At 54.4% G+C, this 20,744-nt stretch carries 15 protein-coding genes; 6 read left to right on the top strand and 9 right to left on the bottom strand.

Features of this window, described 5'->3' with window-relative positions:
* Window position 1: 1 nt before the first annotated feature.
* From pelF to ygfZ, 6 genes are all read right to left on the bottom strand, one after another.
* Window positions 2-1,585, bottom strand: a complete 1,584-nt coding sequence (pelF, locus tag BMW46_RS12625; RefSeq protein ID WP_143121464.1) for a GT4 family glycosyltransferase PelF — start codon at window positions 1,583-1,585, stop codon at window positions 2-4.
* Window positions 1,582-2,721: a protein PelE gene (locus BMW46_RS12620; RefSeq protein WP_074709022.1), complete on the bottom strand. Its 1,140-nt coding sequence runs from the start codon at window positions 2,719-2,721 to the stop codon at window positions 1,582-1,584. The genes pelF and BMW46_RS12620 overlap by 4 nt, the downstream gene beginning before the upstream one ends.
* Complete coding sequence (locus BMW46_RS12615) at window positions 2,721-3,992, bottom strand: protein PelD (protein WP_074709021.1); 1,272 nt, start codon at window positions 3,990-3,992, stop codon at window positions 2,721-2,723. The genes BMW46_RS12620 and BMW46_RS12615 overlap by 1 nt, the downstream gene beginning before the upstream one ends.
* On the bottom strand, window positions 3,989-6,736 hold the full coding sequence (locus tag BMW46_RS12610) for a tetratricopeptide repeat protein (RefSeq protein WP_074709020.1): 2,748 nt from the start codon (window positions 6,734-6,736) through the stop codon (window positions 3,989-3,991). Before BMW46_RS12610 ends, BMW46_RS12615 begins: the two co-directional genes overlap by 4 nt.
* A complete protein-coding gene (locus BMW46_RS12605; protein ID WP_256377059.1) occupies window positions 6,726-9,650 on the bottom strand; it encodes a bifunctional glycoside hydrolase/polysaccharide deacetylase family protein in 2,925 nt (974 codons plus the stop codon). The genes BMW46_RS12610 and BMW46_RS12605 overlap by 11 nt, the downstream gene beginning before the upstream one ends.
* A 202-nt stretch (window positions 9,651-9,852) precedes the next feature.
* Window positions 9,853-10,899, bottom strand: a complete 1,047-nt coding sequence (gene ygfZ / locus BMW46_RS12600) for a CAF17-like 4Fe-4S cluster assembly/insertion protein YgfZ (protein ID WP_074709018.1) — start codon at window positions 10,897-10,899, stop codon at window positions 9,853-9,855.
* Window positions 10,900-11,014: 115 nt separating this feature from the next.
* Between ygfZ and BMW46_RS12595 the strand changes: the two genes are divergently transcribed.
* Both BMW46_RS12595 and BMW46_RS12590 read left to right on the top strand, forming a co-directional pair.
* Window positions 11,015-11,563, top strand: coding sequence for a protein YgfX (locus BMW46_RS12595; protein ID WP_074709017.1), 549 nt, complete (start codon window positions 11,015-11,017; stop codon window positions 11,561-11,563).
* Between the two features lie 404 nt (window positions 11,564-11,967).
* Window positions 11,968-12,912: a CysB family HTH-type transcriptional regulator gene (locus tag BMW46_RS12590; RefSeq protein ID WP_074709058.1), complete on the top strand. Its 945-nt coding sequence runs from the start codon at window positions 11,968-11,970 to the stop codon at window positions 12,910-12,912.
* Between the two features lie 61 nt (window positions 12,913-12,973).
* Here the strand turns inward: BMW46_RS12590 and BMW46_RS12585 are convergent, their stop codons facing one another.
* Window positions 12,974-14,803 carry an ABC transporter ATP-binding protein gene (locus BMW46_RS12585; RefSeq protein ID WP_074709016.1) on the bottom strand — a complete coding sequence of 610 codons (1,830 nt, stop codon included), beginning with the start codon at window positions 14,801-14,803 and terminating at the stop codon, window positions 12,974-12,976.
* Between the two features lie 194 nt (window positions 14,804-14,997).
* Here BMW46_RS12585 and BMW46_RS12580 point away from each other — a divergent pair, with 194 nt between their 5' ends.
* On the top strand, window positions 14,998-15,933 hold the full coding sequence (locus tag BMW46_RS12580) for a zinc dependent phospholipase C family protein (RefSeq protein ID WP_074709015.1): 936 nt from the start codon (window positions 14,998-15,000) through the stop codon (window positions 15,931-15,933).
* Window positions 15,930-16,367 carry a hypothetical protein gene (locus tag BMW46_RS12575; protein ID WP_074709057.1) on the top strand — a complete coding sequence of 146 codons (438 nt, stop codon included), beginning with the start codon at window positions 15,930-15,932 and terminating at the stop codon, window positions 16,365-16,367. Before BMW46_RS12580 ends, BMW46_RS12575 begins: the two co-directional genes overlap by 4 nt.
* A 40-nt stretch (window positions 16,368-16,407) precedes the next feature.
* On the opposite strand, the gene nadB is transcribed toward BMW46_RS12575, so the two are convergent.
* Together nadB and BMW46_RS12565 are read right to left on the bottom strand one after the other, a co-directional pair.
* The gene (nadB, locus tag BMW46_RS12570; protein ID WP_074709014.1) at window positions 16,408-18,012 is read right to left on the bottom strand and encodes an L-aspartate oxidase; all 1,605 of its coding nucleotides are present in this window, start codon (window positions 18,010-18,012) and stop codon (window positions 16,408-16,410) included.
* Window positions 18,013-18,159: 147 nt separating this feature from the next.
* Window positions 18,160-19,134 (bottom strand): cation diffusion facilitator family transporter, encoded by a 975-nt coding sequence (locus BMW46_RS12565; RefSeq protein ID WP_074709013.1) that lies wholly within the window; start codon window positions 19,132-19,134, stop codon window positions 18,160-18,162.
* Window positions 19,135-19,349: 215 nt separating this feature from the next.
* Here BMW46_RS12565 and BMW46_RS12560 point away from each other — a divergent pair, with 215 nt between their 5' ends.
* Window positions 19,350-19,691 carry a four-helix bundle copper-binding protein gene (locus BMW46_RS12560; RefSeq protein WP_074709012.1) on the top strand — a complete coding sequence of 114 codons (342 nt, stop codon included), beginning with the start codon at window positions 19,350-19,352 and terminating at the stop codon, window positions 19,689-19,691.
* A gap of 449 nt (window positions 19,692-20,140) precedes the next feature.
* The gene (rpoE, locus tag BMW46_RS12555; RefSeq protein WP_011381063.1) at window positions 20,141-20,743 is read left to right on the top strand and encodes an RNA polymerase sigma factor RpoE; all 603 of its coding nucleotides are present in this window, start codon (window positions 20,141-20,143) and stop codon (window positions 20,741-20,743) included.
* Window position 20,744 lies beyond the last annotated feature (1 nt).

The raw sequence follows: 20,744 nt of genomic DNA, 5'->3' as shown, positions 1-20,744 counted from the left end.
GTTACATCAGTTCGCTACTCGGATGCCGCGGTACGCCCAGGGCTCCCGAGTAGACTTCCCGATAAGATGAAAACATGAGCTGATCGTCATAGTAGCGTTTCACGCGCGCAAGCCCCGCCTGCTGCGCAGCGCGCCACTTCTCCGGGTTGTTCAGCAGTTCGAGCGCTGCTTTTGCCGTGCCTTCGGGATCGGCAATGTGCACTACACTACCCGCTGCCCCCAGTGCCCGATCCTGCTCGGCCGCTCCTTCGATGAGCTCCCGGCAGGACCCCACATCCGTGGCAAGGCAGGGAACACCGCTGGCGAAAGCCTCGAGGATTACCAGCGGCAGGGCTTCACTGATCGAGGTCAGTACCATCAGGCCAAGCTGGGGCAGAATTTCCAGCATATTTTGAAAGCCCATGAATCTGAGATGATTCCTCAGGCCGAGACTTTCGGCCAGTTCCTTGCATTCATTCACATACGACGGATCCTCGTCTTCCGGACCGACAATCCATCCTTGCGCGTCAGGACGCTCCTTGACCAGCATCCGCAATGTCCGGATGAACGTCTTGATATCCTTGATCGGTACCACGCGCCCGACCAGTCCCAGCACCGGTGGAATCTTTTCCGGTCTTTTTTCGAGTGCGACCCGATAACGTTCCACATTGATTCCGTTGGTAATGACCCGTGTTTTTTCCGGGGCTGCCCCATCGGCAACCTGTCTCGACCGATTCCCCTCATACAGGCTGATAATGGGTGAGGCCTGCGCGTACGCCATACGCCCGAGCTGCTCGTAGAACCTGATCCAGAGACCGCGGATATACCCCATTTCATCGTGCAGCGTATTGCATACATCGTCATTGTGATCATGGATCCAGGTAGCCTGGGCCAGATCGATTTTCCGCTCCTTGGTATAAATACCATGCTCGGTGAGCACAAAAGGAATATTTCGCCGCAGCCGTATCATCGCGCCCAGCAATCCTGCATAACCGGTCGAAATGGCGTGCACTGCCCGAACCGACGGAAGCCCAGCCGCGATATCGGCCAGCACGAACAGGGGCGCATGCATTGCTCGTATCGCCCAGAAATAACCCACAAACGAGGGCTCGGTACAGCGCTCTTTATACTGTCGGGTAATATAATCCCAGGAAGCTTCGCTATACAGAAAATCCTCTTGGCTGATGCCGCCTTTGGCGCCCAGGCGCGCAAATGCATCAATCATTTTCCCTTCAGCCAATTTCCCAGGCTGCCGCATGATGGCATGCAGATCTTCCATTTCCTGAAAAGCCTGGCGATTGCCCTTGCGGGCATGCGGCTTCCCAAGGCTGCGGTGCAGCAGATAGTGCGTTTCGACATGGGTCACATTCGGCGGGAACTGATATTGCGCCGGTCCATACATTTCCTTCTGACCCCCTATGAAGATCACGGCGAAGGTAAATTCCGGCAAACCGTTTATGATCTGGTGGACCCATGAAGATACCCCGCCACGGACATAAGGATAGGTGCCTTCCAGCAGCAGGGCTATATCCGCCACCCGTTCCACAACCGATCCTGCTGCCCGTACCATCGCAGGCTTCTCCGCTCCTGCCTGGATCATGCTCATTTATTCCACCACGCTCTTACCAGGGCCAGTTCCCGCCCCTTCTCCCCAACACGTGCAAGCGCCGATAAACAGCGCTTTGCCTCGGTAAACTTCCGCTCCCGGAAAGCGATTTCGGCAAACCATGGCAACAGTTGTTGCTGATCCGCGCCATGGATTTGTGCGTTGACAAAAGCCTTTCTCGCCAGGACGTCTTCACCTGATTCCAATAAAATCCGACCATACAACAACCAACTGTCGGCGTTCCCGCCCCCGGATAGAGAGGACGCTTCACTCCTCTCATGTTTGGACGATGCCAGAGATGCTTCGGATGCAGTCCCCACGGGAGCCGATACAGATGCAGAGGGAACGTCGCGCCGCGGAATGGATGGCAAGGTCAATACAGCCTCCATTTGTGCGCGGGCGTTTTTCAGCCAATGCTGTCTGACAGCACCCTGTACCAGCTTGTGATATACCAGCTCCCAGCACAGCGCGGCGATCGTTTTGCGGCAGGCATTTTGTGCTCGTGGAGGAAGGTGTGGCAGTGCTTCGGTTAAAGCCAGGACACGGTCGGTGAGCCTCTTTTCATGGGCATCCTTCATTGCATAGGCAAGCAGCCTTACGTCATCGATCGGATCGCGAGTAGCCTTCGACCAGACCTCCATGGCTTCTCTCGGCGCCATGTGCCGTGTTGCCATCACCGCTTTCAACCGCTTGAGTGAGCGCTCGGCAAAATGGACGATCTGGCGCAGAGCCCCCTGGCTGTAAGGGGGAACAGGGAAAATGACAGGGGGTGAAAAAGGCAGCTCAGGCAGGACTATAATCTTTACATTCTTCGCGGAACGGGTCCGGGGCCGTTTCAATGCACGTGTTATGCTCCACAGCACGCCCAGCGCCCCGAAAACCGGCAGAATCCATAGAAAGGTAAACAGCAACCCCAGACTCCTGCGAGGAGGAAGTTTGTAGCGACGCGGCAACGACTGCCAGAACATGCGCGCAAGGTAATAGGATGAAGCAGAGTGAAATACAGCCGCCGTGAACAGCAGCGCGCCTTCCTGCCAATCCGCAAGCGCCTCATCCGCGCTCAACCACACCAGGAGAACAGCCACTACTTCAGCAGTCACTCCCGAGAATGCACGCAGGCGATACATGCGACGCATCACACCTGCTCCAGGGAACGGATCCTTTGCGGATCAATTTCGTTGATAGACATCCATTCCTGCGCGATTGTTGCGGGAATATCTGTTACTCGCTGCGCCCATGCCTGTGTGCCAGTAATATTCGTCAGGGGCAACATTACCCAGACGACATGCTGCTCCTTTTCACGCGCAAGGCAGATAAAGTCGATAGCACGAATCGAAAACCGCAGCTTTTCGTGAATGCTCCGCATCTCCTCCGGATTTCCGGATAATCTCAGGAGTGCCGTATCGAGCCTGAAGCGCGAAAAATCCTGATATGCCCGTTCAAATGAGGCAATAAACCGAAGAACCGATGGCCTCGCTGTTCCGAAACGGAGATGGTCCACGCCATGCGCCACCAGCACGGCGATAAGCTTGAGATTGCTTTCATGAAACGAAAAAAAAGGCATGGAACGCACTGCCAGCACGGCATTTATTTCCCCGATGGAGTCGGCTAAAGGTACCGCAGCCAGAAGCTGGGCCTGATCCATCCCTGAATCCTGCAGAAGATTCACCGTGGCCAGTTCGCCGCTGTCGAGCGCCATTCTCAGCACTGGATCAGTCACATCGATGGGAAATCGCTCTCCCACGCAGGCCAGAACGTGGGAAGTATCAATGCGGTCGGCAGTAATCCCGATGATGCAGGCCTGAGTCAATGCACCATATTCCGCCACAAATTCAATAAGCTTTTGCAGCGAGCTTTCCGTCAATCCATCGATGGCATCCAGGGTGGATTGAAGGTGCATGATGCCTTCACGCAGGGAAAAGCCGCTGTTGGCAACGGTCTGTTCGAGACGGTCATGCGACAGACGCAATAACTGGTAACTGCGCGTGAATTCTTCAAGACGCTCGGCACGGTATTGATACGCGCCCTCCAGCCGGTGCAGGCGACGCCCCCACATGTCACGAAACTCCCCAGCCACCATCGCTACCACCACAACGCCTATCGCCCAAGGCAGCGGAAAACTCTTCGCTGCCTGCCATTGCTGATCAATGGCAACGCCAAGCACTGCGAGTGTCAGCAGGGCGCTGACAAAACCAAAGACAAACCCGTACCGTAACCCCACGAACAGGGGCGCCAGCACTGCCCACGGGAATCCGCCACTCAACCGGAAAGGGTCAGCCTGCTGGGTAATGAATGATGCCGCAATTACAACAACAGTTATAACGAATGTTTCAAACCAGCCGCCCCACGCAGATACGGGGGTGTTTACATCGATAACCTCTATACCTTCCAGCCAGGGTTTCTTCATCGCTTTACAGGCTCACTGTTTGCAGGAAATTCCCGAATCTTGGTCAGCGTCTCGCGGCAGATATCCAGCTCCGTCGCCAAATCGCTCGGGTTGGGCTCCGGTTCGCCCGCCAACCAGCGATTCGCGCGATCCACATCGTCTATAGATAAGGGGAGCATGTCCGGATGTGAGGCGGCCGCAGGTTGACGCTTCAGGTGTTCCGAAACGAGCGCCAACTGCCGCGCCACTTCACGCTCATTCCTGTTCCTGACTGCCTTTGCAAAGTTTTTCCATTGTGACAGCTCAAGTCGTTCCACCTCTCTACGCAATGCGAAATAGTCGGCATTATCCAGTTTTCCTCCAAAGCCCCATTGGTTCCGAATCGACTGTAATTCCTCCTGTTTCTTTGCATCCTCGGTATCATCCCTTTTGGCTGGGAGATACTTTGATCCGAAGAAGTATTCGGCGAGGCGTGGCGGATATTTCACTTCAATTTGGGAATTCTGCTTTGAAGCGAATATTTCGAGCGCCCGCAAACGGGCATAATTGGCGTGAGCCGGACAACCCGCCCATTCCATATTATCCGCCAGCGTCAATATCCAGAGAAAATCCCCGGGCCGGGTCGAAAGCGATCGCAAAAACCAGGCGGCTGCCTGAACCGACCTGCCCAAACCTTGCTCCGCTGCCGCGAGGGCTTCGGCTAAGGCCGGATTGACCGTGGACTGATTGGCTGACTGGGCACGATAGGGGGCAACGACGGAATCAAGCAGTACACGATCAATTTTCTCGTATGACAGCAATAGCCAGATCATAGCTTCGGTAACTTCCGGATCTGCAGCCTGCAATCTCAGGATCTCCTGCAGCGCATCACGTGCAGCGCTTTGCTCCCCATGCGCCATTCGGCGCATCGCCTGGAAATACCAGTAATCCGGCGCCTGCCCTGCGGAAGGAAGTTTTTCCGCAACCTTGAGCCAGTGATCCAGTTCCTCCCAATTCCGCCGCTTCCAGGAAAAACGCATCAGGCGCTGCAAGTCCTCGATGCGCTTCAATCTTTCCCATCCATAATGCGCAAGCCGCTCGCTTTTTTTATCATCATGATGACGTAGAGCCAGACGTTGCAGGTTTTCCAGAATTTCCACGTCGTCCGGGCGAAGGATCAACGCCTTTTCGTAGGCTTTGCTGGCGTATGCATCCTGCCCCAGTTGCGTGGAAACTTTCGCCAGCAGCAGCCAGTATTCTTCTGCAGAAGCGGGATCCGGCGAGTCGATATCCCGAAGCAGCAACTGAAAGCTCTTTTGCGTATTGCCGGCTTCCTCATATAGCTTCGCCAATGCAAGTCTCTGCCGCCCATCCTGTATTTCCGGCATATCTTCATACAACGTGAGCGCTGCATCCGGTTTGCCCTGAAGAACAAGAACCTCCACCAGTGCGTTAAGTATGGGCGGAGGATTGTCGAATCGCTCCGCGTGACGTCGCAACTGCTTTTCCACACGAGACGGCTGTGCAACAGCGAGACCTGCTTTGACATAAGCTCCCGCTTCGGTAGCCGTCAGCTTGCGGCGGGACATGATTGCCTCAAGAAGCTGCACAATCGCCTCATTATCCGGCTTTGCCTGAGCCAGTGCAAAGGCCCGGGTTTCAGCCTCCTCATCAGCCTTATGGCGCGCAAAAGACAACCACAAGGCGAGCGCTTCATCGGCCTGACCGTTCCAGTCATACAAATGGGCAAGCAGTCGCTGACGTTCACTTCCAGGAATCAGAGAAGCGCGCAGCACGTCCGCTCGGGCAAGACCTTCGCTGAGGAGACCCATCGAAACCTGTAACCGGACAATACGTTCCGCAAGCTTCTGATCCGCAGGTAGATGTGCACTTGCCTGCTCCAGCCAAACTAATGCATGATCACGATCACCCATCGGCTGGGCAACGTCGGCCGCTAGCAGCAGCAGCTGCGCGTCCGCGCTGGAGGGGGCAACCGCGCCGGAATTACCGGAACCTGCGACATCAGCTGGTCCGCTATAAGCGGAAAGGATCTGTATCGCGGCTTTCAAGGCCTCCCGGTCGACACCCGCCTGAAGATAGGCGCCTAAACAGGCTTTCGCCAATTCTGTTTTCTTCCTGGCTATTCGTTCGAAAGTGAGAGCCTGGCAGAAATTTCGTGCTGCAACTCTGGGTTGTGCGGCTGCAAGCCGTTGTTTGGCAGCAAAAGCCAGCCAGCGGGATTTTGTCTGCCGGGTTTCATTCTGCATGCCAGCCAATTGCTCGAAGGTTTCCGCTACGACCGAGGGTTCGCCAAACTGCTCTGCCAGCAACACCACCTGATTCGACTCTTTGTCATTGTCAGCCAAGCGCAACAATGCAGGGACCAGCTCCCCGATACGCCTTCGCAGTGATGTCTCGACATCCCGGGGGGGATGTCGGTAAAGCTGCTGCAGCGCCAGCTTCAACTCTGCCAGGCGAATCTCGTAAGTCAACCCTGACTCGGGAGCATTCTGCAGGGGTTCCATGGCAAGAATGGCTTCATCGGTCATGCCCGCTTCCGTCAGTACCTGTACGAACGACAGGCGCAGGGGGGCGTTACGCGGATCGGACTGCACGAGAACGCGAAGATAAGCTACTGACAAAGCATCTTTTGCTGACAGGTTGACTGGATCTCTGAATGCGGGCTGACGCGGAAACAATACCCAGAAGGCAATGAGAACTACCGCGCTCATGAACAGCAACGCGGGTGCGTTTAGCAGAGATTCGCGTTGCGTTTCAACACTCAAGCCGGAATTTTCCCGCTGTCAGGTTTCCTGGAACTGTATAAACGGAATGTGTACCCTTCGCCTGCGGCGTCAATTTTGTGTCATTTATGCTCAAGGCGCAGGAAGCGGGAGCCGTGACAGTCAAGGGAGCCAGACGCCCCCCCGATTCAAATAAAAGCGTGGCGGAACCATCATTGTTGATATGCCAGGATTTAAGGGGCGCACTGGCCTCGATCAATCTCAGTCCCGGATTTCCGTTCCGTTTACCTTGGGCGGCTTTCAGGATTGCGTGATTCCGGGCAAGGTAGATGTAGCGGTTGTCATTGCGGTCATTATATCCGACTACATCGCTGGAGATTTCCGGCGTCATTTCGGTCGGGGGCAATCGCACTGTTCTGAGCGTATCCCCGAAAAGAGACCAATTGCCATCGAGATCGCGTGCGATGCTCGCGGTCTGGAACGCGCGCACGCGGGTAACGTATTCATCGACCCAGATGCCGAGCACATTTTCCTTCCGCTGCGCCTCCGCCATCTGCTCCAGAAGCTCCCTCCCCCTTTCGTTCAGGAATGCATCGGCATGAATTGATATGGACGAAACACGCAACCGGCGCGCAAGGTCGAGTTCGCGGTTCCACTCGCCAACCTTGCCAAAATTCAGAGCTTCGCCGTACCAGAGTTGCGCGAACAGAGGTTCGGCAATCAGTGGCGTCATCACCTGAATACCCCATTCAGTCGGACGAAGTGCGGGATCAAGGTCTGCAAGCGATATCTGTCCGCTCTGCCAATGCAGCCCCCCTCCGCCATAATGCGGCAGCCCGCCTTTCTGCGCAGCTGCTAGCACAGCGGGTCCTGGCTTGCCATCCCCGGACCAGATCAATAACGGAGGAGAATCCGGTGCCATCGTATGCAGGAATGGAAGAGTGCCGCCCGTTTCGCGCGTCATTTCCGCCGCGTAATCCTTCATGAATACACTGTAACGGTAGGGTTGCTGATCCGCATCTGTCTTACCTTCGAATACCCCCCAATAAAAGGGATGGCTGTAAGTATGGCTCGCCAGACGAACCTGAGGCAAACTGGCTACCTGGCGCAGCTTGCTCCGCTGTTCTTCGGTGGCCACTTCCGCTTCGATGACACCCAATGTTATCGGCAGTGGATTTTTTTCCATCCAGGCCCTAAGCCGATCGATCGCCTCCACACCCTGCTCATCCTTTGCAAACAGGCGGTCTCCCCTCACCTCGATAATCCCCAGGCGTCGCCCGTTTTCCGTTGTCATGTCAAAAACCGGCTGCACCGGCAGACGCAACGCCGCCTGGAAAAAAACGAAAGGATCGAGCAGCCATTCGTGGCGCCCGGAGACGCTTTCACTCAGGATATGGGGATGTAACGCATAACCGCCCCAGCTCGTCACCGCAATCGGATGAAATATTTTGTCAGCACTGCTCAAAGTGAGCCATGCGTTATTGCGATCTCGAACCCGCACATCGGGCGTGCCGCTGCCGATAACCGGAGCGGACTCAGGGCGTCCCAGGCGCTCGTTAATGCCATCGAGTTTCAGTATGCCGGTCGTCGGCTGTAATTCACCCTGATAATCCAGCAGATTCCGGCACGCAACACCCGCAGGCAGATAACCCATGAACACTATCGGCAGCCCCGCATTCGCTTCTGATTGCAGCCGTGCGCAGACACTCTCATACCGTTCGGTGCCATTTGCGCTGTCGTTCCCCAGCCACGCGATAATCCCGGCATACCGCCCGACGAGCGGTTCAATCGGCAAGGGAAGCTGATCGACGTACCAATAGTCGAGCGCCATGCCAAGATATTCGAGTGGCATGGCAGCGCGCCGAAACAGATCGTGCTCCATCTGCTGCGCAGGTGTTCCGTTTACGATAGCCAGCAGCTTGCGGGGAGCCAGGCGCATTCGCCCGTGCCCCAGCCACGTCAAGTCTCCATTGGCAACCCAGGGCATGAATCCCAGTTTGAGGATATTGCGTGCCGTTTTTTCCGCCTCTACCCAGTTTCCCGGATCGACATAGTCGAGCACCGTAATGGGTACCTTGAATTCGTTTTGTGCCCGCACCAGCTGGTCGAGCAGCCACTTTCTGTTTTCTTCCTTGGTTGGGGCGTGTTTACCGCTAACCGGGTCAAAACCCTGAAAAAGTGATTCCGCCACCATACCATCAGCATACTGACTGGCCCGGTCCAACACTTCGAAGCCACGGTTGAGAATGAGCTTGCATCCTGGAAAACGCTGTTTGACTTCCGCGAGCAATGAAACCAGTCCTTTTTCCTGCTCTTCGCGTTGTTTGCCTTCCGGGGTCACGATCAGGTAACTGTCGACCGTATCGAGAAAAAAGGCGCGATAGCCGTCACGCCATAAGCGTTCGAAGTGCTGCTTCAGCAGATATTCGCGCCAGGCTGGATCGGTCATGTCCATTACCAGGCTGTTCCAGGCAGGATTGACGCCTATCGACCAATCCGTATCGATACGCGCCATATCTTCGCTGTTGCGGGCGATTTCACCAAACGAGACATAGGCGAAGACGAGTGAAGAATCCAGATTCAACAGTGCTGTTTTCTCATGCGGCAGAATCTGGCTTGGCTGAATGACGATCTGGTCGAAATGGCGCAGGTCTTCGACAGGCGGCCTGCTGCCATAGTAAAAAACAATATCGCGTTTCTCCAGCTCCAGCCCGTCTGCGTGGGCCGTGGATGCCATCAGCATCAGCAACAGAAGCAGTTGCCAGATACCTGAACAGAGCGACGATACTTTGCTCCAAATCGAACCGGAAAAATGGAACAGGAGGCGGAATCCTGATAGTTGAAGCAGGTTGCCATGGAGGCCGCCACGGTCTTTGCGGCCTTTACAGATACGCAGGGCACCCCCGTCTCCGATGTCAATGCCGGGAATAATGGGATTGGGTGTAGCAGTTTGCAAAACTTGTCGAGATATCCTTTCTGCTCCGGAAGCCAGTGGGGCGTACCGGAATGCATTTTGTACTAAGGTGCTTCGCAAGGTAACAGGAAATGTTCTTTCTGCCTGGTTTTTTGATGGGGAGTTTGACCGTCAAGGCGGGCTTCATCAAGAGAAAGGCTGCTATTTGATAATGACAAAATCGAGCACATACCTTTTTTACTCTTTACTGATTCGCGGAATAAGGTAGCGGCATAATTCCCAGTGCGGGACCCTCCAGCGATTTCCAGTGAATTTCACCTGCCTCGACACTGCTAGTTTGAATGACAGCCAGTAGATCAGTTCCTCCGTCGGAGGACGATGCTGGGTTGACTACCATACCCGCAGATTGTTCCCCCAAGTCGGCGCTGAATAACTCATCCCCCGCTTCGATTGGCAGATCACCCGTTGCCGGACGAACATTTGCAAGATACATGCGCCGCTTTATTTTGCCGAGATACTGCGTGCGGGCAACGATTTCCTGGCCGGGATAACAGCCTTTCTGAAAGCTTATCCCCCCGAGAGCATCCAGGTTCACCATCTGTGGCACGAATTGTTCCTGAGTTGCCGGCAGGATGTGGGGAATACCTGCCCGGATTTCCAGCCAGTCCCAACAGGGCTTCCCTACCTGGGTCGCATTCCTGCTCAAATCTTCCCATATGGTGGGCGCCTGCTCCGGAAGAATGAGGAGTTGAAAGCGATCCTCTGCAAGACGAATGATGCTTCCTCTTTCGCCATGCCTCACTCCCAGAGGCACGACAGGAATTTCCCCCAGGATTTTCCTTAACAGGGCAGCAGCATGACAGCCCGCAACACCTATGCGGACCCACGCTCCACTGCTGTCCGCCAATTTGACCTTGGCCCGCAGCACATACATGGCAAGGCGCTTCTGGATCCCCGCGAGCAAGATTGCAGGCAACTGCATGAGATAACTGTCATCGGTCGCGCGCCAAATCAGAAAAGTCGCGAGGATTCTGCCTTTGGGATTGCAATAACTTCCATAGGAAGCTGCCGAAGCAGTGGCATGCCTTATGTCGCAACTCAATTGTCCTTGCAGAAAAGTTTCCGCATCCTCTCCCCAAAAGTGAATCAGGCCAAAATGAGAAAGATCACTCAGCACGTTGGCAGATCGGGTACTCTCAAGTTCGGCAGCAGCATTGCCGTAGCTGACAATGCAGTCTTCCCGAAAAATCGCACCACGGCGTTGCAGGTAGGAGTGCCAGACAGGATTCATGTAAAGGCAGATATTGCTCGAAGAATGCGCGAAAAAAGTTAATTATAAAGCATACACTCCAACTGGGCGGCAAATTGCCCGCATTGAGATAACAAACTCATCAATATTTTAGAACATGCAACCCGTTGTGCAACGCCCCGCGCCTTCCCTCGTCGTCCACCTGAAACCCTCCCGTAGATTAGGAATAGTCCTCAGCTTCGCGCACTTTGTGGCTATTGTATTGTTGTGGCCCCTGATGTTGCCCCTTTCAGCCAAATTGACGGGCTCCGCTTTGCTCATCATCAGCCTTGTTTTCTACCTGAAGCGCTACGCCTTGTTGCGCTCGCCGGATTCCGTTTCCGGCCTCGAAGTAACCGATGAAATGGTGTTCACCCTGAATACCCAGGATGGAAGGCAGATCGCCTGTGCCTTGCTTGGCAGCAGTTTCGTCGCCCCCTATCTGACGGTGCTCGACTTGAGACCCCTGAAAATCGATAAAACAGACGCCTCTCCACGACAGTGGAGCCGGTACTTTTCGCGCAGTATTGTAATCCTTCCAGATGGAATAAACCCGGAAGAATTCAGGCAGTTACGGGTGCTGTTGCGATGGAGATGGAGAAGCGGAGGTGAATTGAGCGGCTTGAATAGCCGCTGTTCAGTGTCGCGCAGGCGCCCTCGAGACTGATCAGTGAGATGAACAGACTGACAGCAAGGCGGGGAGAGTTATGGAAAGACATTTTTTATTTCTCCATCCAATATAAAGGATCAAGGGAATTTAGCATCGGCGCCATCCTGCTCGTTTACGTCTCCTGTCCTTCCTGCCCGTGAGCGTCGGGCGCTCTTTCCCGCGGGTTATGCATAAAAACGTATAAACAAATGAATTAATATTGGTTCACTGGGGAAAACAGAACTGATAACTTTCGGATGTGGTTATTCTCCGTTGTTGTTGTTATTTTCAAGGCGCTGGCCATCGGCTCGCGCCTTTTCTTTATCACACCCCTGGGAAGCCATAATGATTTTTGAATGAGCATTCCACCTCCATCATTACTCGAAACCGATCACGACAATAACAGGCTACGGCTTATAAATATGAACTTTCAACAATTGCGCATCATCCATGAGACAGTCCGCCAGAACTATAACCTGACCGAAGCGGCCAATGCCCTGTTCACCTCCCAGTCCGGTGTCAGCAAACACATCAAGGATCTTGAAGATGAATTGGGCGTCGAATTATTCGTGCGCAAAGGCAAACGACTGCTCGGCCTGACCAATCCGGGCAAGGAATTGATAGAGATTGTCGAGCGCATCCTTCTGGATGCAAAGAATGTCAAGCGCCTGGCTGAACAGTTCAGCAAGCGGGATAAGGGACGCCTGACCATCGCCACTACGCACACGCAGGCGCAGTACGCACTCCCTACGGTGGTCACGCAATTCAAGAAAACCTTTCCCCAGGTGCATCTCGTCCTGCACCAGGCCAGCCCTGGCGAAATCGTATCGATGCTGCTGGACGGGGTGGCCGATCTCGGCATTGCCACCGAAGCATTGGAGAGCGTTGCAGAACTGGTCTCTTTTCCTTATTACTCGTGGCATCACGCTGTCATTGTGCCGCACGGACACCCACTGGAAGCAATACAGCCGCTCACGCTTGAAGGCATTGCAGAGTTCCCGATCATCACTTATCACGAAGGCTTTACCGGCCGGACAGGAATTGATCAGACGTTTGCCAGGGCAGGATTAGTGCTGGACATCGCCATGTCCGCACTCGATGCAGATGTCATTAAAACGTACGTGGAACTGGAGCTGGGGGTGGGTCTTGTTGCGTCAATGGCCTTCAATCCCGTGCGGGACACCCGGCTGACTCTGCTGGACAGTTCACATCTGTTCGGGCAAAACACCACCAACATCTCGATCCGCCGTGGTCATTACCTGCGGGGATACGCCTACCGATTCATCGAGCTTTGCCTTCCTTCCCTGACGGAAGCCGCTATCCGGGCGGGTGTGAGGCCGCGAGCAGGAGTGGAACTCGGCGACTGACTGCAGAAACGATCGAAAACCGTTTGAACCGCAGGAGATATCGCTTTCTCAAGCAGTATTTCTATACGTCTTCCCCCAGAAACCCGCCACTCTGATGCTCCCAGAGCCGGGCATAGAGGCTGTTCATTGCGATCAAGCTTTGATGTGTTCCTTCCTCTACGATCCGCCCCTTGTCGATCACGATCAATCGATCCATGGCAGCAATGGTCGATAGGCGATGCGCTATGGCGATCACCGTCTTGCCCTCCATCAGGCGGTAGAGACTGGACTGGATGACTGACTCCACTTCAGAGTCCAGCGCGCTGGTCGCTTCATCAAGCAGAAGAATCGGTGCGTTTTTCAGCATTACTCTCGCTATGGCGATCCGCTGGCGCTGGCCGCCCGAAAGCTTTATCCCTCGCTCCCCCACATGCGCATCGTAGCCATAGCGTCCCCCCGGGTCTGTCAGGCCCATAATGAAATCGTGCGCCTCCGCCTTCTTTGCAGCGGCGGTCGTTTCCGCATCGGTTGCGTCAGGTCGGCCATAAGCGATGTTGTCCCTTACCGAACGATGCATGAGGGAGGTATCCTGCGTAACCATGCCGATATTGGCACGCAAACTGTCCTGAGTAACATACCGGATATCCTGCCCGTCGATCAGTATGCGCCCCTCCTCCACATCATAAAAACGAAGCAGCAAGTTGACGAGAGTGGATTTACCCGCGCCCGAGCGTCCGACCAGGCCGATTTTTTCGCCCGGCCTGATATGCAACGAAAGATGATCTATTACGGGAACGTCACTTCCGTAACAGAAAACCACATTCTCAAATCGTATCTCGGCGGTTTTAATCTGAAGACGTTTTGCATCGGGATGATCGGTCACCAGGTGGGGACGTGACAAGGTGGTGATTCCATCGCGTACGGTACCGACCTGTTCGAACAATGAAGTCATTTCCCACATGACCCAATGCGACATCCCGTTAAGCCGCAACGACATGGCGCCGACGGCTGCCACCGCGCCCACGCCGATCTGCCCATCCATCCACAACAGCAAGGCAACCGCAATTGCGCTGATGATGAGACTTGCCCCCATCACCTGGTTCACGGTTTCAAACCAGGTGATCAACCTCATCTGACTATGTACTGTCCCGAGAAACTCCTGCATCGCCAGTTTGGCATAACCGGCCTCCCTGCCAGCGTGAGAGAAGAGTTTTACGGTGGCGATATTGGTATAAGCATCACTGATGCGTCCTGTCATCAAGGCGCGCGCATCCGCCTGAGATTGGGATACCCTGCTGAGTCTGGGCACGAAATAGCGCAGTGCGCAAAGGTAGAGAGCAAACCAGCCTGCGAAAGGCACCAATATCCAGGGATTGAATGTCCCCACCACGGCAACCAGGGTAAAAAAGTAAATCGTTACATAGACGAGTATATCGCCGAGAATAAAGCAGACATCGCGCAGCGCGAGAGCGGTTTGCATCACCTTGGCCGCCACCCGCCCTGCAAACTCATCCTGATAGAAGTGCATACTCTGGTTCAGCATCAGGCGATGGAAATTCCAGCGCAGGCGCATCGGAAAATTCCCGCCCAACACCTGATGCTTGACGAGGTTTTGTATACCGACCAACAGGGGGCTTGCAACCAGCAGTCCAGCAAACAGAAGAAGCGTGTTCCGCTCCTGTTCCCATAGAAGAGAGGGCGGGATCTGGTTGAGCCAGTCGACGACTTTTCCCAGCATCGCGAACAACAAAGCTTCAAACGCACCTATTGATGCGGTAAGCAGCGTCATCGCCACCAAGTATCGTCTTACACCCTCGGTTGCTTCCCAGATAAAGGTAAAAAAACCTTTTGGGGGAATCCTGTCGATGGGATCGGGATAGGGGTAAATCAGTTTCTCGAAATAGCTGAGCATTTAAACCATTGTAGGAATCTATAGCGAATCATGCCAAATCTGGTGTGATCAGATTCGATCTTTGGTGGGCCGTATGACCACCGTGGGAAGGAGATATTCCGCCTGCTGTCTGAATACTTCCCGAAAACGAGGCAAGATATACAATAACATTGTTCTCCATTGCATTCTCGATCAATCACTCTTTGCGACTATCCATGCCTGGCGCTTATGCACACCTCACCATGGTGAACCTGGTCAAGGAACCGGACCGGCTTGAAAAGCAGGGGTTTCCTCCGGAAGCAATTGTCTCGGTATTGGATTACTTCCGTTTCTGTGAGCTTGGCGCCGTGAGCCCTGATTATCCCTATCTGGACATTGCTCACTCCAGTGCTGGCCAGTGGGCGGATCGAATGCACTATCAGAGAACCGGGGACATGATCAAAGCGGGGGTCGAATGGATCAGAAGACTCAATGAAGCATCCCGGCAAAAAGCATTTTCATGGCTGCTGGGATACACCAGCCATGTCGTTACTGATACGACCATTCATCCCGTCATCGAACTCAAGGTGGGTGAATACCAGAAGAACAAGGATAAGCACCGGATATGCGAGATGCATCAGGATGCCTATATTTTCCAGCGATTGAATCTCGGTGAGATAGGCCTGGCGGAACATCTGGATTCCGGAATATGGGGCTGCTGCGATAAGCCTGGCAGCGGAAAACTCGATTCCGTCATCACACGTACGTGGCAGAGTATGCTTGAAACCTGCTATGCCGGCGCTTACCAAACCGACCCTCCCCTCATCGACAACTGGCACGGCGCATTCAAGTTCGTTGTCGACAAAGCGGAAGAAGGCCATGTGCTTCCTCCTTTTGCGCGACATGTCGCCGCCAACCTCGGTTTGACCTACCCCGCGGTTGCCGATCTCGACCCCCAATATCTGGAAAGCCTTGCGACCCCGCTTGAAGCGATGAGCTATGATGCGATATTTGATCGTGCCCTGGAGAATGTTCTTGCTACCGGGTCGCTCATCGCCAAGGCCGTCTTCGAAAACGATAATAGCTACGCGACGGCCGTGGTGAATTGCAATCTGGATACAGGAAAAGATGAGCAGGGCAACCACATCTATTGGAAAAAGGGTGTCTCGTGAGCATACGTCCTGCCGGTATCCGTCTCAGCATAACTGTCACGCTTGTGCTATCGCTCGTTGCAGGTTGCGCCCCCACCCCAAAACTTCCTTACAGCGAAGAGATGTTTATCAAGGCTTCTGCACTGACCAAGCTCGCCACCGCAGTAGAATCCACGGTCCGCTACAAGAATCCCCCGTCCGGGCTCGATGAAAAGGAGTTGCTCATGCGGGCGACGCAACATGATCCGGCACTGCTGCGAAACTTTAAAGGCTATAAGGTGAGAGTGCTGCGCCAGAACAAGCACTCCGTCGTGCTGGTTTGCGATGCCTCCGGGCAGCGCGCCCTTCTCGAAGACGCAGGATGTTCCGGGCGCATGGATCGTCACCGCTGGATGGGCAAGCCACAGCCATGCGAGTTTTCGATCGATACGAAAGAAGTGTGCACAAGAAATTGATGAACTTCGCTGCCACTCTGTCAGTACAGCAGATCCATCCTTACTGTCCCCGCTTCAACACCGTATCCCTTGCCTCCGGCAGCAAGTCCGGATAATCCTTGCTGTAGTGTAGCCCCCGGCTTTCATGCCGCAGCATGGCGCTTTGCACGATCAGACCCGCGGTATCCACCAGGTTGCGCAATTCCAGCAGATCGTTGGTGACGTGGAAATTCGCGTAGTATTCGTTGATCTCTTCACGCAAAAGATTGATGCGGTGCTGCGCGCGCTGTAAACGTTTAGTGGTGCGAACAATGCCAACGTAGCTCCACATGAAGCGCCGCAATTCATCCCAGTTATGGGAAATGACAATTTCCTCATCGGCATTGGTCACGCGGCTTTCATCCCATTGCGGCAACGCGGTGATGGGCTCAGGTGCCTGCTGCTTGATATCCCGTGCCGCGGCTTGGCCGAATACCAGGCATTCGAGCAGTGAATTACTTGCCAGACGGTTGGCTCCGTGCAGACCCGTGTGCGCGGTTTCGCCAATCGCGTAAAGATTGTCCAGATCAGTCTTTCCGTTCCAATCGGTGACGACACCGCCACATGTATAGTGAGCCGCAGGCACCACAGGTATCGGTTCTTTGGTGATATCGATCCCGAATTCCAGGCAGCGCTGGTAAATGGTCGGAAAATGCTCCTTCAGGAAGTTTCCCGGCTTGTGCGAGATATCCAGGTACACACAGTCGAGCCCGCGCTTCTTCATTTCGAAGTCGATTGCGCGCCCAACGATATCACGCGGCGCAAGTTCCGCACGTTCATCATGCGCGGGCATGAAACGCGTGCCATCGGGCAGTTTCAGCAGCCCGCCCTCGCCTCGCACCGCTTCGCTGATGAGGAACGATTTGGCGTGAGGATGATAAAGGCAGGTTGGATGAAACTGGATAAACTCCATATTCGCTATGCGGCAACCGGCGCGCCAGCCCATGGCGATGCCATCGCCGGTCGCAGTATCCGGGTTGGTAGTGTAAAGATAGACCTTGCCCGCCCCACCTGTCGCCAGCACGGTGTTATTCGCCGCTATGGTGCGTACCCTCCCTTCCCTGCTGTCCAGCACATAAGCGCCCAGGCAGCGATTGCCCTTCTTGTAAGGATGCTCGATACGGCCGGCTAATTTGACGCTTGTTATGAGGTCGATTGCAACGTGATACTCGAGCACGGTGATATTCGGGTGGGCATGCGCTCTTTCGATCAATGTCAATTGCACTGCCTTGCCGGTCGCGTCCGCCGCGTGAATGACGCGGCGAACGCTATGACCTCCCTCACGCGTCAGATGATAGCCGGTTCCGTTACCGCCATCGCGCGTGAAAGGTACGCCCTGGTCGATCAGCCATTGGACAGCTTGAGGACCATTTTCCACTACATATCGCGTCACATCTTCATTGCAGAGACCTGCGCCTGCGACAAGAGTATCGTGGAAGTGAGCTTCGGGCGAATCTTCTTCCGATAATGTTGCGGCGATTCCTCCCTGCGCCCACCCGCTTGCCCCATCAAGCAAGGCACGCTTGGTGATGAGGCCCACTTTCCTGTTTTGGGCCAGATTGAGCGCAAGAGTGAGCCCGGCCAGGCCGCTGCCAATTATCAGAGTATCGAAAGTAAGCTGTGGCACTGGTCGTCGTTATTTTGTTCTTGTGAGCAGGGAATGATAACAGACCTGACGGATGCTTTTACGGCAGCAAAGTCAATAGGGTCAGAGGCGATTGATCTTCCGCCTCACTTCATTCTTTCCGTGGACGCTGGGCGATTTTAACTCCAATCAACGAAGATCAATCGACTCCGATCCCGTCGATACCGGGCAATAATGACTGATGGTTCCCTGTTCGATCTCCAGGGTACTGTGGTGGATTGCGTAGTGCGATTCAAGGTTGTTCCTGATATTGTCCATGAACGCATCGCCGGGGTAACCGTCCGGCATGACGAGGTGGACAGTGAGTGCGCTCTCGGTCGTACTCAAGCCCCATATATGCAGGTCATGTACGTCCGTCACACCCGGCTGGTTGCGCAGAAAAGCTTCGATCGCAACAATGTCAATATGCGGGGGCACGGCGCTCAGCGCAAGCTGAACCGAGTCGCGCAGAAGACCCCATGTATTGAACATAATGACGGTAACGACCATCAGGCTGATCACCGGGTCGAGCCAATACCAGTGCGTAAAAAGGATCGCCACTCCCGACACCAGCACGCCCGCCGAAACCGCGGCATCTGTCGCCATGTGCAGGAAAGCACCGCGAATATTCAGGTCCTCCTTGCTCCCCTTCAAAAACAGCCAGGCAGACAGACCGTTGATCAGAAGACCAGCGGTCGCGACGGAAGCAACGGTGAGGCCCGCTACCAGCGGCGGTTGTGAAAACCGCTGAAAAGCTTCCCAAGCGATTGCCCCGCACGCCACCAGAAGCAGAACAGCATTTGCCAGCGCGGCGAGTATGGAAGTGCTGCGCAAACCATAGGTATAACGTTCGCTCGGAGCCTTGTGGCTCAAAATCGCCGCGCCCCAGGCTAACGCGAGCCCGAGCACATCCGATAAATTATGCCCTGCATCCGCCATGAGTGCCGTTGAGTTGGCGGCAAAGCCGTAACCGAATTCAACTACGACAAAGCCGGCGTTTAAGGCGATAGCAATAACGAAGGCACGTCCATGATCGCGTGCGGGAGAATGGTTGTGGTGTCCAGGGTGGTCGATATGAGATGGCATGTTGGAAAAACCGTGTCCGCGACTGTGATGATTTGCCATTTGCCTCAATCTGAATGGAAGACGCGTAATCCGAACAATGATAGCAACAATCTATCCCTATTCCTGCTCCGCCATCGCCAGTCTCTTTCCCGCCCCTGAATTTATGTCTGCTACCGTACAGAATGTGAGGTGGGGCGGGCGCACATTATGCGCTAGCGGGTTTGAGGAAGCTCCATCGACCCGAAGAATTTCCCAAAACGGAAAAGGAGATGACCATGTTTTTATATACGGAAACCGATCAGGATCTGCAAGCCTGTATCGATGCATGTAACCATTGTTATCGCACCTGCTTGCAAATGGCCATGAACCATTGCCTCGAATCAGGCGGCAAACATGTTGAGGCCGATCACCTCCGATTGATGATGAATTGCGCGGAAATCTGCCACACGTCGCTGAATTTCATGCTCAGCGCCTCCAGATTCAGTCCCAAGGTCTGTGGCGTCTGTGCCGAAATTTGCGACGCTTGTGCTAAAAGTTGCGAACAGCTGGATGGAATGGAAGAGTGTGTGCAAGCTTGCCGCCAGTGCGCGGAGCACTGCCACAAGATGGCAGCATAAAAACATACGAAGTATGTTAGCACTTGTTTCGCGGCGCGCGTTGCTGCACGGAAAAACCTAACCAAGGCGCAAGCGAAGGCGTAATGAACCTGGGTCGAGCTTTGCAACGCAGCATTCACGTTTTTCGGGCGCCCTCCGAAGGGATGGATTTTACCCAGTCCATCGTTATTTGCCGCTTACAGAGCTTTGCCCTGCGGCGAATAAAATCCGTCTTCTTCGGAGCATGAAACAAGTGCTAACAGACCCTGAATCTGACATGTACTCCATCTGTTGGAATAACCACGTTTTCAACTGAACTAATTTATACTACGCGTGTCTGTTCACTCAGACCGCGGATGATAGACCGGTGCGTAATTCCCGATGGGCTCCTGAACGGGTATACTTGGCTGAGCTGCCTTATAACAAAGCAGTTACAAGTAAGAGATTCGTCAATTCAGGAATTAGGTGGCATGGGTGACCGGGAAATCGATCAGCAACTGGTGGAACGTGCGCAACACGGCGACAAGCAGGCCTTCGATCTTCTGGTGATCAAGTACCAGCGCAAGCTTGCACGTCTTCTTTCGCAATTCATCCGCGATCCGTCAGAAGTAGAGGATGTGACCCAGGAGGCCTTCATTAAGGCTTACCGCGCACTACCGTCGTTCCGTGGAGACAGTGCGTTTTATACATGGTTGTACAGGATCGGCATCAATACTGCCAAGAATTTTCTGGTGGCTCAAGGACGACGGGCGCCTACCACCACGACAGGATTCGATAGCGAAGAGGCCGAAGGTTTTGAAGAAGCGAGCCAACTGCGCGAAATGAATACGCCCGAGAGCGAACTGACAAGTAAACAGATCGCTCAAACGGTGAACCAAACGCTGGAAGAATTGCCTGAAGAACTGCGAACGGCAATTACGTTGAGAGAAATTGAGGGACTGAGCTACGAGGAAATCGCAGCGATCATGAATTGTCCTATCGGCACGGTGCGTTCGCGAATATTTCGTGCACGGGAAGCAATAGCGGAAAAATTGCGCCCCTTGCTGGGGACTGGTAAAGATAAGAGGTGGTAAT

Source organism: Nitrosospira multiformis, from assembly GCF_900111585.1.
GTDB classification, from domain to species: domain Bacteria; phylum Pseudomonadota; class Gammaproteobacteria; order Burkholderiales; family Nitrosomonadaceae; genus Nitrosospira; species Nitrosospira multiformis_B.
This window is presented reverse-complemented; position numbering and strand designations above follow the sequence as displayed.

Excerpts from the sequence above, each read along its gene's own strand:
- pelF (WP_143121464.1), bottom strand. The coding sequence starts at position 1,585 with ATGAGCATGATCCAGGCAGGAGCGGAGAAGCCTGCGATGGTACGGGCA.
- BMW46_RS12620 (WP_074709022.1), bottom strand. The coding sequence starts at position 2,721 with ATGCGTCGCATGTATCGCCTGCGTGCATTCTCGGGAGTGACTGCTGAA.
- BMW46_RS12615 (WP_074709021.1), bottom strand. The coding sequence starts at position 3,992 with ATGAAGAAACCCTGGCTGGAAGGTATAGAGGTTATCGATGTAAACACC.
- ygfZ (WP_074709018.1), bottom strand. The coding sequence starts at position 10,899 with ATGAATCCTGTCTGGCACTCCTACCTGCAACGCCGTGGTGCGATTTTT.
- BMW46_RS12595 (WP_074709017.1), top strand. The coding sequence starts at position 11,015 with ATGCAACCCGTTGTGCAACGCCCCGCGCCTTCCCTCGTCGTCCACCTG.
- BMW46_RS12590 (WP_074709058.1), top strand. The coding sequence starts at position 11,968 with ATGAACTTTCAACAATTGCGCATCATCCATGAGACAGTCCGCCAGAAC.
- BMW46_RS12585 (WP_074709016.1), bottom strand. The coding sequence starts at position 14,803 with ATGCTCAGCTATTTCGAGAAACTGATTTACCCCTATCCCGATCCCATC.
- BMW46_RS12580 (WP_074709015.1), top strand. The coding sequence starts at position 14,998 with ATGCCTGGCGCTTATGCACACCTCACCATGGTGAACCTGGTCAAGGAA.
- BMW46_RS12565 (WP_074709013.1), bottom strand. The coding sequence starts at position 19,134 with ATGGCAAATCATCACAGTCGCGGACACGGTTTTTCCAACATGCCATCT.
- BMW46_RS12560 (WP_074709012.1), top strand. The coding sequence starts at position 19,350 with ATGTTTTTATATACGGAAACCGATCAGGATCTGCAAGCCTGTATCGAT.
- rpoE (WP_011381063.1), top strand. The coding sequence starts at position 20,141 with ATGGGTGACCGGGAAATCGATCAGCAACTGGTGGAACGTGCGCAACAC.